Origin of the sequence: Nocardia sp. NBC_01327 (assembly GCF_035958815.1) — a bacterium.
Classification (GTDB): Bacteria; Actinomycetota; Actinomycetes; order Mycobacteriales; family Mycobacteriaceae; genus Nocardia.
The window spans coordinates 3,797,257-3,810,568 of record NZ_CP108383.1; the positions used below are offsets into that span (position 1 = coordinate 3,797,257).

The following is a 13,312-nucleotide window of genomic DNA, read 5'->3' on the forward strand; positions in this document are numbered from 1 at the left end:
CTCTCTCCGATCTCTGCAATCTCCGCATATCTCACTGCTCACTTCGCGGGCGTGCCGCGAATAGAGCGGAGTACTTTGGCGTTGGTACCTCTCACGGGACGAGGAAGTGATGCAGGCGCATGGTTTCGCAGCGTGATGAATCGGTGGCGACAACCGGAAACGGTGGCGCCGCAGAGAAATTGGAAAAGGTTGTAATTCGCTTCGCGGGTGACTCCGGTGATGGTATGCAACTCACCGGTGATCGATTCACGCACGAGGCCGCCGCATTCGGCAATGACCTCGCCACCCAGCCCAACTTTCCCGCCGAGATCCGCGCACCACAGGGCACGCTGCCCGGTGTCTCCTCGTTCCAGATCCAGATCGCCGACTACGATATCCTCACCGCCGGTGACCAGCCCGATGTGCTGGTGGCGATGAATCCCGCGGCCCTGAAGGCGAATCTGGAGGATCTGGCGCGCGGTGCGACCCTGATCCTCAATACCGACGAATTCACCAAACGCAATCTCGCCAAGGTCGGGTACGCCGCCGATCCGCTCGGCGATGAGAGTTTGTCCGATTTTGTGGTGCACCGGGTGCCCATGACTTCGCTGACGCTGGCCGCCACCGAACCGACCGGTGTGGGCAAAAAGGATGGGCAGCGCGCGAAGAATATGTTCGCGCTGGGATTGCTGTCCTGGATGTACGGGCGGCCGCTGGGCGGCACCGAAACGTTCATGCGGGAGAAATTCGCGTCCACGCCGGATGTCGCCGAAGCGAATATCCTCGCATTCCGGGCAGGTTGGAATTATGGCGAGACGACCGAATCCTTCGCCACCACCTACGAGATTGCGCCCGCGACGCTGCCCGCCGGCACCTACCGGCAGATCACCGGCAATACCGCGCTCGCCTACGGCCTGGTCACCGCCGGACAACTCGCCGGAATGCCGGTCTTCCTGGGCACCTACCCGATCACCCCGGCCTCGGACATCCTGCACGAACTGAGCAAACACAAGAACTTCGGCGTCACCACCTTCCAGGCCGAGGACGAGATCGCTGGAATCGGTGCGGCACTGGGTGCTTCACTCGGCGGGGCGCTCGGCGTCACCAGCACCTCCGGGCCCGGACTCGCACTCAAGAGCGAGACCATCGGACTCGCGGTCATGACCGAATTGCCGCTGCTGATCATCGATGTGCAGCGCGGTGGGCCCTCGACCGGTCTGCCGACCAAGACCGAGCAGGCCGATCTGCTGCAGGCGCTGTTCGGGCGCAATGGCGAATCGCCGGTGGCCGTGCTGGCCCCGCGCTCGCCCGCCGACTGTTTCGACACCACGGTCGAGGCGGCGCGCATCGCGCTCACCTACCGCACCCCGGTGCTGGTGCTCTCCGACGGCGCCATTGCCAATGGGTCCGAGCCCTGGTCGATTCCGCAGGTTTCCGACCTGCCGCCCATCGATCCCGGCTTCGAACCCGCTGGTGCGGAGGACGATTCGTTCGAGCCCTACGCTCGCGATCCGGAGACCCTGGCCCGGCCGCTCGCGGTACCGGGCACGGTCGGCCGCGCACATCGCATCGGTGGGCTCGAAAAGGCCGATGGCAGTGGCAATATCTCCTATGAGCCGGCCAATCACGAACTCATGGTCCGGCTGCGGCAGGCCAAGATCGACGGCATCACCGTGCCCGACCTCGAGGTCGACGATCCGGACGGCAAGGCCGAACTGCTGCTGCTGGGCTGGGGCAGCTCCTACGGGCCGATCGGCGAGGCGTGCCGGCGGGCCCGCCGCCGCGGCGTACCGGTGGCGCAGGCGCATCTGCGGCATCTGAATCCGTTCCCCGCCAACCTCGGTGACGTACTGAAGCGCTATCGCACCGTGGTCGCGCCGGAGATGAACGGCGGTCAGCTGGCCATGCTGCTGCGCGCCCGCTACCTGGTGGACGTCCAGCCGTGGACCAAGATCGCCGGTCTCGCCTTCTCGGCCCAGGAGCTCGTCGGCGTCATCGACGCGGCCCTGGACGGCTCCATTACCGAGATGGAGCAGAACAAGGCCTTCACCGCCCGGGCACGGGCGACCTACCGCACAACTGGGGGTAAGTGATGACCATCCTTGAAAACCCGCTTGTCGGCGCCGATCTCGGGCTCACCGGACTGTCGGGTGTGCCCCGCGCCGACGGGCCGCAGAAGGCCAAGGAGTACACCACCGATCAGGAGGTGCGCTGGTGCCCCGGGTGTGGTGACTACGTCATTCTCGCCACGGTGCGCGGATTCCTCGCCGATCTGGGGCTCAAGCGCGAGAACCTGATGTTCGTCTCCGGCATCGGCTGCTCCAGCCGGTTCCCGTATTACCTGGAGGCGTACGGGATTCACTCGATCCACGGTCGTGCGCCCGCGATCGCCACCGGACTGGCCGTGACCCGGCCGGATCTGTCGGTGTGGGTGGTGACCGGTGACGGTGATGCGCTGTCCATCGGCGGCAATCACCTCATTCACGCGCTGCGGCGCAATGTGAATATGACGATCCTATTGTTCAACAACCGGATCTACGGCCTCACCAAGGGGCAGTACTCGCCGACCTCCGAGACCGGGAAGGTCACCAAGTCGACGCCGATGGGGTCGGTGGACCACCCGTTCAATACGCTTTCGATCGCGCTCGGCGCCGAAGCCACCTTCGCCGCACGGGCTTTGGACTCCGACCGGACCGGTCTCAACGAGGTGCTGCGCGCCGCCGCCGCGCATCGCGGGACCTCGTTCGTGGAGATCCTGCAGGACTGCCCGATCTTCAATGACGGCTCCTTCGACGCCCTGCGCCGTGACAATGCCGAATCGCATCTCATCCGGCTGCGGCACGGTGAGCCCATCCGCTTCGGGGCCGAGAGTGAATTCGCGGTGGTGCGCAATGGTTTCGGACTGCGAGTCGCGCCCACCGCCACCGTCGCCGAGGCCGACATCGTGGTGCACGACGCCTACACCGACAATCCCGAATACGCCTACGCCCTCTCCCGGCTCTCGGATCAGGACCTGTCACACGTGGTGACCGGCGTCTTCCGCAGCGTGAATCGATCCACCTACGACGACGGCGTTCGCGCCCAGCTCGCGACAGCGGTGGAACATAAACCAGTGCACGAGAATTCGCTGCAGCAGCTGCTCACCGGTCGTGAAACCTGGACGGTCGGCTGACCTTTCGCATCGGACCATCGCGATCAGGAGGCGACGAAGGCATTCAGCAGGCGCTGGAACACCTCGGTGAAGCGCTGGCGGCACGCCTTCTGATCGTCGGTGAGCCCGTCGACCGCCCCCGGGCTGTACACGACCAGATGCACATCCTCATCAGGCGGCGCCGGCATGAAATCGATGATCGCCGCCCCCTGATCGGTCAGATTCGCCGTGCCCATATCCGCCAGCGCCAAGGACCGCACCTCGGTCGCGGCCGCCGTCGTCGCCTCCGCCGCCACCCTGCCGTAGATCTCCTGGCCATTGCGCCGCTCGATCGCCCGGCCATCGGCCCAGATCTCCAGCGCCGGTTGCGGATTGCCGATGTTCTCCCAGCTGTTCGGCATGGACGTCAGCAGGAAGACCGTGGACCAGGGCTTCTGGGTGTTGGGCGCGGTAGACGGTGCGGGCGAAACCGGCGCCGGCGGAGCGGGTTCGGCGCCGGGCGTAGTGGTCACGGGCGCGGGCTGGTCCGGGGCCACCGGCGTGACGGGCGCAACGGGCGGTGCGGACGAAGGCGCCGCCGGGGCCGGGCCGGGCGCGCCGGTGAGCGGCGGCGCGGCGACAGCGGGTTCGGCGGGTGGCGGGGGAGCGGGATCGTCGGCCTGCGCGAAACCTATGGTGCCGGTGAGTAATACGGCTGTCGCCAACGCGGTCACCATGCCACGCAGTCCTGTGCCGAACGCTGTTCGACCGAATCTGCGTGTCTCGCCGAGTCTTTGCATCAGCACCCCTCCGAGCTCCCGCGCGGGGCGAACGCCCGCCGTCCGTGATTCTGCCCTGTGCGGGCATCGGTCACCGACAGCATGTCAAGAGCGGGGCCGATGTGTCACGGCGGAGGCGGGCCGAAACGTGTTGGGGTGCTTCGGGTGTGGATCCCGGCCGAAAACATGCCGGGATGACGAGGATCGATCAGCGGAGGCCGGGCGGGTTGCCGAGGTCGCGGGCGGAGTAGGTGTCGCACATATTGACCTGTCCGGTCTTGTAGCCGGAGAGGAACCACTTCTGCCGCTCGTCGGAGGAGCCGTGGGTCCAGGCTTCGGGGTTGACCTTACCGGTCGACGCCTTCTGGATGCGGTCGTCACCGACAGCCGAGGCCGCCGAGAGGCCGTCACGGATATCATTGTCCGTCAACGGATTCAGGAACGTCTGGTTGGTGCCGGGCATGGGTAGCTTATCGGCGTAGTACGCCCAGACGCCCGCGTAGCAGTCGGCCTGCAGTTCGGTGCGGACCGCGCCGGACTCCGGACCTCGCGGATCACGCTGCGCGCGGCCGATATCGCCGAGCAGGTTCTGAATGTGGTGCCCGAACTCGTGTGCCACCACGTACTCCTGCGCCAGCGGGCCGCCGCTCGCGCCGAAGCGATCCTTCAGCTCCTGGAAGAAGCTGACATCGAAGTAGGCGGTCTGGTCGGCGGGGCAGTAGAACGGGCCGACCGCCGAGGACGCCTGCCCGCAGCCGGTGTTCACCGCGCCGGAGAACAGTCGCACCCTCGGTTCGGTGTACTGCTTATTGGTCTGCTTGGCCAGCTCGGTGCCCCACACCGCGTCCAGACTCTGGACCGTCGCGATCACGCGGCAGTCCGCGTACTTGTTCGCGTCCGCGCCGGTCTTGCAGTGCTCGGGCGTTTGCGCCGCGCCCTGCGATTGACTCTGGGCGCCGGTGAACTGTCCGAGGACACTGCCGGGATCGCCCCCCAGCAGCAGTGTGGCGATGAGCACCACGATGCCCAGGGCGCCGCCCCCGAGGGCTATTCCGCCGCCCATACCCGGTCCGCCGCTGCCGCCCGAGACCCGGTTCGGGTCGATCTGCAGGCCCTCGTTGAAGGTCATGGGCACTAGCTTGGCACGGCCGCGCGGATATCGGTTTCCTCTCGGAATACGTGTCTCACTACGATGGGAGCGCACCCGGCCCACCCCGCCGGTGCTTCGAGCCCGTCGAAAGGAATCCAGTGCTGCGCACCCACTTGGCTGGTTCGCTGCGAAGCGAGCACGCCGGTCAGACTGTCACCCTCACCGGATGGGTGGCCCGACGGCGAGACCACGGTGGCGTGATCTTCATCGATCTGCGTGATGCTTCGGGCGTGTCGCAGGCCGTCTTCCGTGAGGGCGTCCCCGCCGAACAGGCCCATAAGCTGCGCAACGAGTTCTGCGTGAAGGTCACCGGTGTGGTCGAGAATCGACCGGCCGGCAGCGAGAACCCGAATCTGCCGACCGGCGCCATCGAGGTCAATGTCACCGAACTCGAGGTCCTCAACGAGGCCGCGCCGCTGCCGTTCCAGCTCGATGACGAGCCCGGCGAAGAGGCCCGCCTCAAGTACCGCTACCTGGATCTGCGCCGCGAAGGCCCGGCGCATGCGCTGCGGCTGCGGTCCAAGGTCAGTGCCGCCGCCCGCGAGGTGCTCGGCAATCACGCCTTCGTCGAGGTCGAGACCCCGACCATGACCCGGTCCACCCCGGAGGGCGCACGCGACTTCCTGGTTCCGGCGCGCCTGCAGCCCGGTAAGTTCTACGCGCTGCCGCAGTCCCCGCAGCTGTTCAAGCAGCTGCTCATGGTCGCCGGCATCGAGCGGTACTACCAGATCGCGCGCTGCTACCGCGATGAGGACTTCCGCGCCGACCGCCAGCCGGAGTTCACCCAGCTCGATATCGAGATGAGCTTCGTGACCCAGGAGGATGTCATCCTCCTGGCCGAGGACATCCTGGTCGCGCTGTGGAAGCTCATCGGCCACGAGATCACCACGCCGATTCCGCACATGACCTACGCGGAAGCCATGCGCCGCTACGGTTCCGACAAGCCCGATCTGCGCTTCGGCATCGAGATCACCGAGATGGCGGAGTACTTCAAGGACACCCCGTTCCGGGTGTTCCAGGCGCCCTACGTCGGTGCGGTCGTCATGCCGGGCGGTGCGTCGCAGCCGCGGCGTCAGCTCGATGCCTGGCAGGAGTGGGCCAAGCAGCGCGGCGCCAAGGGTCTGGCGTACATCCTCATTCAGGAGGACGGCACCCTCGGTGGTCCGGTCGCCAAGAACCTGACCGACGCCGAGCGTGAGGGTCTGGCCAAGTACGTCGGCGCCAACCCCGGTGACTGCGTGTTCTTCGGTGCCGGTGACGCCAAGTCGCAGCGCGCCCTGCTCGGTGCCGCGCGCGGTGAGATCGCCCGCAAGTGCGAGCTCATCGACGAGAACGAGTGGGCCTTCGTCTGGATCGTCGACGCCCCCATGTTCGAGCCCGCCGCCGACGCCACCGCGAGTGGCGATGTGGCACTCGGCCATTCGGCCTGGACCGCGGTGCACCACGCGTTCACCTCGCCCAAGCCCGATTCGCTCGCCACCTTCGACACCGATCCGGGTTCGGCGCTGGCCTACGCCTACGACATCGTCTGCAACGGCAATGAGATCGGCGGCGGTTCCATCCGTATCCATCGCCGCGATGTGCAGGAGCGGGTGTTCAAGGTGATGGGCATCAGCGAGGAGGAGGCGCAGGACAAGTTCGGCTTCCTGCTCGACGCCTTCTCCTACGGCGCGCCCCCGCACGGCGGCATCGCCTTCGGCTGGGACCGCATCACCGCGCTGCTGGCCGGTGTGGACTCCATCCGCGACGTCATCGCCTTCCCGAAGTCGGGCGGCGGCGTGGATCCGCTCACCGACGCGCCCACCCCGATCACGCCCGTGCAGCGCCGCGACGCGGGACTGGACGTGAAGCTGGACGCCGACGGTAACCCGGTGAAGGACAAGTAGTCTCGGCGCCAACCAGAAGCACCGGCCGGTATCTCGATACCGGCCGGTGCTTTTCTGTCGGTACCTAGTACTGCACGACCAGGCGGCCGGTGAGCGTGCGGTAGGCGTAGGTGATCGCGATGGCCGTGACCGGGCCGGCGACGAGCAGGCCCAGGCCGCACAGCAGCGCGCCGACGAAGGTGATCACCAGTACGGCCAGGGCCAGCAGGATCACCTGCAGGGCATTCGAGATCACCAGCTGGGCACTGGATTTGATGGCGGTGAGCGGATCCATCTCCTGATCGATCACGAAATGCAGTGCGAACATGCACAGCACGCCGACGATGACCACCGGGAACACGCACAGCATCGAGGCGATCAGACAGGCCACGAAGACGATGAGCGCCGTGATCAGCACACTGCCGGCATTCACGAATCCGAAGAAGCCCGAGAAATCCGGTGGGGTGCCGTCGGTTTCGTAGAGTGCACCGCGGATCATCGCCGCCTGCAGCAGCCACATCACCAGGGCCGCCACGATGAACAGCAGCAGCACGCCCGTGAGCGATTGCACGTCAACGATATTCACCAGCAGGGTGACCACCAGCCAGGCGATCAATCCGACCAGCACCATGCCGATCCACGGAACCGGATTGGCGCGGAAGCGATCCCAGCCGTAGGAGATGGCGCGACCCACATTGAGACTGATCGGGGGATGCTCGTAGTTCGAGGACTGCGGCTCGGAAGGCTGCTGTCCACCTGGCGGCACCGCGCCCGGCGCCTGTCCGTAACCACTCGGCGGCTGGCCGTAATCGCCTTGCTGCGCACCCTGTTGCGGTGCGTAACCACCTTGCTGCGGTGCGTAACCGCCCTGCTGGGGTCCGCCCTGGGGTGCGTAACCACCCTGTTGAGGTCCGCCCTGCCCAGGTGCGTAAGCGCCCTGCTGAGGTGAACCCTGTTGCGGCGCGTACCCGCCGGGCTGCGGTGTGTACCCGCCCTGCTGCGGTATACCGCCGGACGGGGCGTATCCCGATTGCGATCCCGGCGCGCCCGACTGCGGGGGCAGCGGAGGCGGTGGTTCCACGGCCTCGCTGCCGTACTGCGCGGCGCCCGGCCCGCTGAATTGCGGATATCCGGCGAGCCCGGGCAACTCGTGGCGACCGTGTCCCGGACCCTGTTCGGGCGCACCGGAATGCGGTGGTGGCTCGGGGTTTTGATGGGCTCCGGGCCGGGCCGTGTACTGCCCGCCGCCCTCCTCGCCCGGATTATCGCCGGAGGGTGCGTTCGGTGCGGAGGGCGGCGTGCCGGTCATGGTCGCGAGCCTTTCACATTTCCCGGTTTACGGTGTGACACACAGCAGTTGAACATGAGACAACTCGACGGTCCTGGTTGTGTCAAGCAACCAGCGCCGTGTGGGCAAACCCGGCACCCAGACACGCCGGACGACGCGCGAAAGGTTGCGCAACCGCTCGCTGAAAGTGACCTGGTGCGAGTAACTTGGGAACCGATGACCGCACTATTGGCCGAACGCGCCGCCGAAGTCGTGTACGCGGCACAACAGTTGCTCACAAAGCGAATGGGTGCTGCGGTAAAGCTGAGCGATCCCATTGAACTCAGCGGCAGTGGTAGAACGACGGTGCTACGCGTGCGTGTAGCGGAGAACGCTTTCTCACTTCCGCGCACTCTCATAGTGAAGCAGGTACGCGGCAGCGCGCAGGAACGACGCACCGGGGGTATGGCGCCCGGTGTGGCCAGCATCGACTCCGCATTCTTGCGTGAGGCGGTTTCCTACCAATTCACCACGGCGCTCGGGCGCGACCACAGACCCGGGGCCTACCTACTCGGCTACAGCCTGCCCGATCGGCTGCTCATCCTCAGCGACCTCGGGGAGAACACCTCGCTCACGGCCGTCTTGCAGGCCGGAGCCGAGCCGGCCGGGCGCAATTCGCTCATGGCATTCGCGCAGGCATTGGGTCGCATGCACGCTGCCACCGTCGGTCGCGAGGCCGATTTTGTCGCCCTGCTACGCCGCGTCGACGTGGTGCATCGGGTGGACGGCATTGCCCAGCAGGCCGAATCCTCGGTCTCCGATGTCCCCGTCATGCTGCAGCACGAGCTCGGCATAGAGGTCCCCGGCGAGATCGCCGAGCGCATCGTTCGTGGTAACCGCTTGTTCTCCGCCGGGCGCTATCGCGCCTTCAGCCCGTCCGATCTGTGTCCGGACAATGTCATCCTCAATGACGAGGGTGCGCGTTTCCTGGACTACGAGTGGGGTGGTTTCCGTGATGCCACCCTCGATATCGCCTACGCCCTGGTCTCTTTCCCCGGCTGTCTCTGCGACTTCGAACTCTCCCGGGAACGTGCCCGGCAGATGGTCGAGGCCTGGCGCTCGGAAGTGGTCGCGGTCTGGCCGGCTCTCGCCGACGACGATGTGCTCGCCGAGCGCATTCTCGAGGCGCGGCTGATCTGGGTCTGGCTCTCCACCTACTGGTTCCTGCCCGCGGACCACACCCGCATCGCGGCGGCTCGCGAGCACGGACTGTCGATTCCGCGGTCGGCGGCGCTGATCAACCGCTGGGCCGCACTCGCCGAGGATGCCCGCTGCACGGGTGACGATTCGCTCGGTGATTTCGCCGAGCACGTCTCGGCGACGCTCGAAGAGCACTGGGAAGAATAGATTCGATTCGACGGTGAAGGCCGGGATCCCACGTGGACCCCGGCCTTCACCGTTCCTGTCGTGGGCGGGCGGTACGGTCGCGTGGTGAGTGACGGGTTGTTCGAAGCGCCAGGGATGGAGGACGTGTCCGACGAGTTCGAGGCGACACCGCCGGCGGGCCGCGAGGGATTCGCGCCGCTGGCCGTGCGCATGCGCCCGAGAAATCTGGACGAGGTGGTGGGCCAGGAGCATCTGCTCGGCCCCGGCTCGCCGCTGCGCCGGCTCATCGAGGGTTCCGGTGCGGCTTCGGTGCTGCTCTACGGGCCGCCGGGGACCGGTAAGACGACGCTCGCCTCGCTCATCTCGCAATCCACCGGCCGCCGCTTCGAGGCGCTCTCGGCGCTGTCCGCCGGAGTGAAAGAGGTGCGCGGGGTCATCGATCTCGCACGCCGCCGGCTCACCGTGGGGGAGCAGACCGTGCTCTTCATCGATGAGGTGCACCGCTTTTCGAAGACCCAGCAGGACGCGCTGCTGGCCGCGGTCGAGAACCGCATTGTGCTGCTGGTCGGCGCGACCACCGAGAACCCGTCCTTCTCAGTGGTGTCGCCGCTGCTGTCCCGTTCACTCGTCCTGCAGCTGACGTCGCTGTCCGAGGACGATATTCGCACCGTGCTCACCCGCGCCATCGAAGATCCGCGTGGTCTCGCGGGCGAATACACGGTGACCGATGCGGCCCTCGACCACATCGTGCGCATTGCGGGCGGTGACGCCCGGCGCTCGCTCACGGCCCTGGAGGCGTCGGCCGAATCCTCCCTCGACGGCAAGGTAGGGGTCGAGCTGGTCGAGGCCAGCGTCGACAAGGCCGCGGTCCGCTACGACCGCGCCGGTGATCAGCACTACGACGTCATCAGCGCCTTCATCAAATCCCTGCGCGGTTCTGATGTCGATGCCGCCCTGCACTACCTCGCCCGCATGATCAGCGCGGGTGAAGATCCGCGATTCATCGCCCGCCGCTTGATGATTCAGGCCAGCGAGGAGGTCGGCATGGCCGACCCCACCGCCCTGCAAACCGCGGTGGCCGCCGCCCAGGTCGTGCAACTGGTCGGTATGCCCGAGGCCCAACTGGCCCTCGCCCACGCCACCATCCACATCGCGACCGCTCCCAAATCCGGTGCGGTCGTGAAGGGCATCGGCGCGGCCATGGCCGACATCCGCGCAGGCAAAGCCGGAGCGGTACCCCCGCACCTGCGCGACGGCCACTACCCGGGCGCCGCCGCCCTGGGCAGCGCCCAGGGCTACAAATACCCCCACGACCACCCGGATGGTGTTCTCGCACAACAGTATCCACCCGACGAACTGGTCGGCACCGACTACTACAACCCCACCGACCACGGCTACGAACGCGAAGTGGGCCCCCGCGTCACCAAACTCCGCCGCATAGTCCGCGGCCGGTAGCAGAGTTCCTGCGTGTCGCGGTGCGAGTCGATCTGAAACGATGGCTACACGTCACACTGGGGAAATAGGGTAGTCCGTGTCGGTGAATCCACGGCCCCCAGTAGAACGGAGGGATTCGGTGACAGCTATGGCGGATCGACCACAGATGCTTGTCGAGGATTTCGAAGAACTCGCGCGTCTAGCGCGTCGCGCCGGCGAGGGGATCAAGCTCGAGTTCATCTACGGCAAGTTGGGGGCGAAGCCGGTGCCGGACGGCGATCACGTCGAGATCATCCAGTGGTTGATCAGGCACTTCATTCTGAGCAGACCGGATCTGTCCATGTACCCGGGCACCGAGCTGAAGGTGGAGGCATATCGAGGTGGTCGTGCGATTCCCGACGGGATTCTCGCGCCCATCCGCTCCTTCACCGGTCAGCCGGTGTGGAAGAACCCTGACCCGGTCCTGATGGTGGTAGAGGTGACATCCTTCGATTCCGATACGGATCGACGCGATCGGGTGGAGAAGCCACGTGCATACGCCGAAACCGGCATCCCTGTCTATCTTTTGATCGACAGGGATGCCTGCGAGGTGCTCGTCTACAGCCGACCAGTTCATGGCGTGTACTCGTCGATCAGCCGGCTGCCGTTCGGCGAGCAGGTCGAATTGCCGGCTCCCGTCGATTTCACGTTGGATACCGAGCCGTTGAAGGAATGGGTTCGCTGACTGCGAGTGCTCAGCCGGCGAGGCGAATGATGGCGAAGTTCGCGCCCTGCGGATCGCTGAGGATGGCGAAGCGGCCGATGGTCATATCGGTGGGCGGGACGGCGACGGTGCCACCGAGTTCGGCGGTTTTCGCCGCGATCGCGTCGGCATCGCTCACCGCGAAGTAGTTGATCCAGTGTGACGGCACGTCGGGTGGCCAGTTCTCGTCCATCTGCATCATGCCCGCGATGGAGTTTCCGCCGACCTTGAACTCGGTGTAGGTGGTGCTGCCGAAGGCGGCGGTCGAGCTCTCCCAGCCGAAGACTTCGGCGTAGAAAGCCTTGGCGGGCTCGATATTCCGGCAGTTGAGCTCGCTCCAGCACCAGCTGTTCGGCTCGTTGACGACGCCCGCGCCCTTGAATCCGTACGGTTGCCAGCCGGCGATGACCGCGCCCTGCGTATCGGCGAAGACGACCATCCGGCCCTGCTCGGGCACATCCATGGGTTCCATGAACAGCTGGCCGCCGGCGGCTTGTACGGCTTTGGCCGTGGCATCGGCGTCGAGGACATTGACGTAGGCGGTCCAGGCGGGCGGTTGGGCCGGATTCATGATCGTCATGGCGGCGGCCACCTCGCCGCCCGCCTCGCCGGGGAGGGTGAACATGGTGTAGCCGCCGTACTGCGGATCCGGCGAGACATTGGGCTGCCAGCCGAACAGGTCGCCGTAGAAATTCTTGGCTGCGTCGATATCGGTGGTGGCCAGGTCTACCCAATTGGGCACGCCCGGTGCGTACGAGCTCATGTTCGGCATGGCCGACTCCTCTCGGGGCGGAAGGTGCCGGCTCGCGGCCCACTGAGCCGACACCGCGAGCCTAGAACTCGCCGTCCCGCATGTCCGGATATCTCCCGAAGTCACCTCGCGACCGGGCGGTCTCGATTCAGTCTGCGAGGAGGCCGTTTTCGCGGGCGATCTGTCCGATCTCCTTCGGTGTGCCCGCCATGATGACGCGGACGTGCTCGGTGACCAGTTCGATGGGCCAGTTCCACCAGGCCGCGCGCAGCAGCAGGTCCACCTCGGCATCGTCGAAGCGCTGCTTGACCGGCTTGGCCGGATTACCGCCGACGATCGTGTACGGCGGCACATCGGCCGTGACCACCGAGCCGGTGGCGATGATCGCGCCGTCACCGATGCGCACGCCGGGCATGATCAGCGAGTTGTAGCCGAACCACACGTCATTGCCGACCACGGTGTCGCCCTTGCTCGGGATCGACGTGATGATGTCCATGGTCTGCTCGGCCCAGGTCCCGCCGAAGATGGTGAACGGGAACGTCGAGACGCCCGCGGTGGCGTGATTGGCGCCGGCCATGATGAAGCGGGTGCCGGTGGCCAGGGCGCAGAACTTGCCGATGATCAGCTTTTCCGGGCCGAAGGCGTAGAGGACGTTATTGGCCTCGAACTCCGTCGCCGCGACGGGATCGTCGAAATAGCTGTAGTCGCCGACCTCGATACTGGCCGAGGTGATGTGCGGTTTCAGATAGACCGTCCGATCCGTGTGCGGCAGCGGGAACGGGGTCGATGGGTCCGGGATCACAGTCACCATCGCGATGGTATCTATCGC

11 protein-coding genes are annotated in these 13,312 nt (G+C 66.2%); 6 read left to right on the forward strand and 5 right to left on the reverse strand.

Going from position 1 to position 13,312, the window contains the following annotated elements; genetic code table 11:
• Positions 1 to 119 precede the first annotated feature (119 nt).
• On the forward strand, positions 120 to 2,072 hold the full coding sequence (locus OG326_RS17085) for a 2-oxoacid:acceptor oxidoreductase subunit alpha (RefSeq protein ID WP_327145629.1): 1,953 nt from the start codon (positions 120 to 122) through the stop codon (positions 2,070 to 2,072).
• Positions 2,072 to 3,151, forward strand: coding sequence for a 2-oxoacid:ferredoxin oxidoreductase subunit beta (locus OG326_RS17090; protein ID WP_327145630.1), 1,080 nt, complete (start codon positions 2,072 to 2,074; stop codon positions 3,149 to 3,151). Before OG326_RS17085 ends, OG326_RS17090 begins: the two co-directional genes overlap by 1 nt.
• 23 nt (positions 3,152 to 3,174) lie before the next feature.
• Here the strand turns inward: OG326_RS17090 and OG326_RS17095 are convergent, their stop codons facing one another.
• On the reverse strand, positions 3,175 to 3,846 hold the full coding sequence (locus OG326_RS17095; protein WP_327145631.1) for a hypothetical protein: 672 nt from the start codon (positions 3,844 to 3,846) through the stop codon (positions 3,175 to 3,177).
• A gap of 250 nt (positions 3,847 to 4,096) precedes the next feature.
• A complete protein-coding gene (gene ypfJ / locus OG326_RS17100; RefSeq protein ID WP_327145632.1) occupies positions 4,097 to 5,017 on the reverse strand; it encodes a KPN_02809 family neutral zinc metallopeptidase in 921 nt (306 codons plus the stop codon).
• Positions 5,018 to 5,136: 119 nt separating this feature from the next.
• Between ypfJ and aspS the strand changes: the two genes are divergently transcribed.
• Positions 5,137 to 6,924, forward strand: coding sequence for an aspartate--tRNA ligase (aspS, locus tag OG326_RS17105; RefSeq protein WP_327145633.1), 1,788 nt, complete (start codon positions 5,137 to 5,139; stop codon positions 6,922 to 6,924).
• A 64-nt stretch (positions 6,925 to 6,988) separates the two neighbouring features.
• Here the strand turns inward: aspS and OG326_RS17110 are convergent, their stop codons facing one another.
• The gene (locus tag OG326_RS17110; protein WP_327145634.1) at positions 6,989 to 8,212 is read right to left on the reverse strand and encodes a hypothetical protein; all 1,224 of its coding nucleotides are present in this window, start codon (positions 8,210 to 8,212) and stop codon (positions 6,989 to 6,991) included.
• A gap of 195 nt (positions 8,213 to 8,407) precedes the next feature.
• Between OG326_RS17110 and OG326_RS17115 the strand changes: the two genes are divergently transcribed.
• The 3 genes from OG326_RS17115 (at position 8,408) to OG326_RS17125 (ending at position 11,714) form a co-directional block, all read left to right on the forward strand.
• A complete protein-coding gene (locus OG326_RS17115) occupies positions 8,408 to 9,577 on the forward strand; it encodes a phosphotransferase family protein (RefSeq protein WP_327145635.1) in 1,170 nt (389 codons plus the stop codon).
• A gap of 114 nt (positions 9,578 to 9,691) precedes the next feature.
• The gene (locus OG326_RS17120) at positions 9,692 to 11,011 is read left to right on the forward strand and encodes a replication-associated recombination protein A (RefSeq protein ID WP_327146507.1); all 1,320 of its coding nucleotides are present in this window, start codon (positions 9,692 to 9,694) and stop codon (positions 11,009 to 11,011) included.
• Positions 11,012 to 11,138: 127 nt separating this feature from the next.
• Positions 11,139 to 11,714, forward strand: a complete 576-nt coding sequence (locus tag OG326_RS17125; RefSeq protein ID WP_327146508.1) for a Uma2 family endonuclease — start codon at positions 11,139 to 11,141, stop codon at positions 11,712 to 11,714.
• 10 nt (positions 11,715 to 11,724) lie between these two features.
• Here the strand turns inward: OG326_RS17125 and OG326_RS17130 are convergent, their stop codons facing one another.
• Together OG326_RS17130 and OG326_RS17135 are read right to left on the reverse strand one after the other, a co-directional pair.
• On the reverse strand, positions 11,725 to 12,504 hold the full coding sequence (locus OG326_RS17130) for a VOC family protein (protein ID WP_327145636.1): 780 nt from the start codon (positions 12,502 to 12,504) through the stop codon (positions 11,725 to 11,727).
• 127 nt (positions 12,505 to 12,631) lie between these two features.
• Positions 12,632 to 13,294, reverse strand: coding sequence for a CatB-related O-acetyltransferase (locus OG326_RS17135; RefSeq protein ID WP_327145637.1), 663 nt, complete (start codon positions 13,292 to 13,294; stop codon positions 12,632 to 12,634).
• Between the last annotated feature and the right edge of the window lie 18 nt (positions 13,295 to 13,312).

What these genes read in the sequence shown, in the direction of transcription:
- OG326_RS17095 (WP_327145631.1), bottom strand. Translation starts at nt 3,846, where the DNA reads ATGGTGACCGCGTTGGCGACAGCCGTATTACTCACCGGCACCATAGGT.
- OG326_RS17090 (WP_327145630.1), top strand. Translation starts at nt 2,072, where the DNA reads ATGACCATCCTTGAAAACCCGCTTGTCGGCGCCGATCTCGGGCTCACC.
- OG326_RS17115 (WP_327145635.1), top strand. Translation starts at nt 8,408, where the DNA reads ATGACCGCACTATTGGCCGAACGCGCCGCCGAAGTCGTGTACGCGGCA.
- ypfJ (WP_327145632.1), bottom strand. Translation starts at nt 5,017, where the DNA reads ATGACCTTCAACGAGGGCCTGCAGATCGACCCGAACCGGGTCTCGGGC.
- OG326_RS17125 (WP_327146508.1), top strand. Translation starts at nt 11,139, where the DNA reads ATGGCGGATCGACCACAGATGCTTGTCGAGGATTTCGAAGAACTCGCG.
- OG326_RS17130 (WP_327145636.1), bottom strand. Translation starts at nt 12,504, where the DNA reads ATGCCGAACATGAGCTCGTACGCACCGGGCGTGCCCAATTGGGTAGAC.
- OG326_RS17120 (WP_327146507.1), top strand. Translation starts at nt 9,692, where the DNA reads ATGGAGGACGTGTCCGACGAGTTCGAGGCGACACCGCCGGCGGGCCGC.
- OG326_RS17085 (WP_327145629.1), top strand. Translation starts at nt 120, where the DNA reads ATGGTTTCGCAGCGTGATGAATCGGTGGCGACAACCGGAAACGGTGGC.
- OG326_RS17110 (WP_327145634.1), bottom strand. Translation starts at nt 8,212, where the DNA reads ATGACCGGCACGCCGCCCTCCGCACCGAACGCACCCTCCGGCGATAAT.
- OG326_RS17135 (WP_327145637.1), bottom strand. Translation starts at nt 13,294, where the DNA reads ATGGTGACTGTGATCCCGGACCCATCGACCCCGTTCCCGCTGCCGCAC.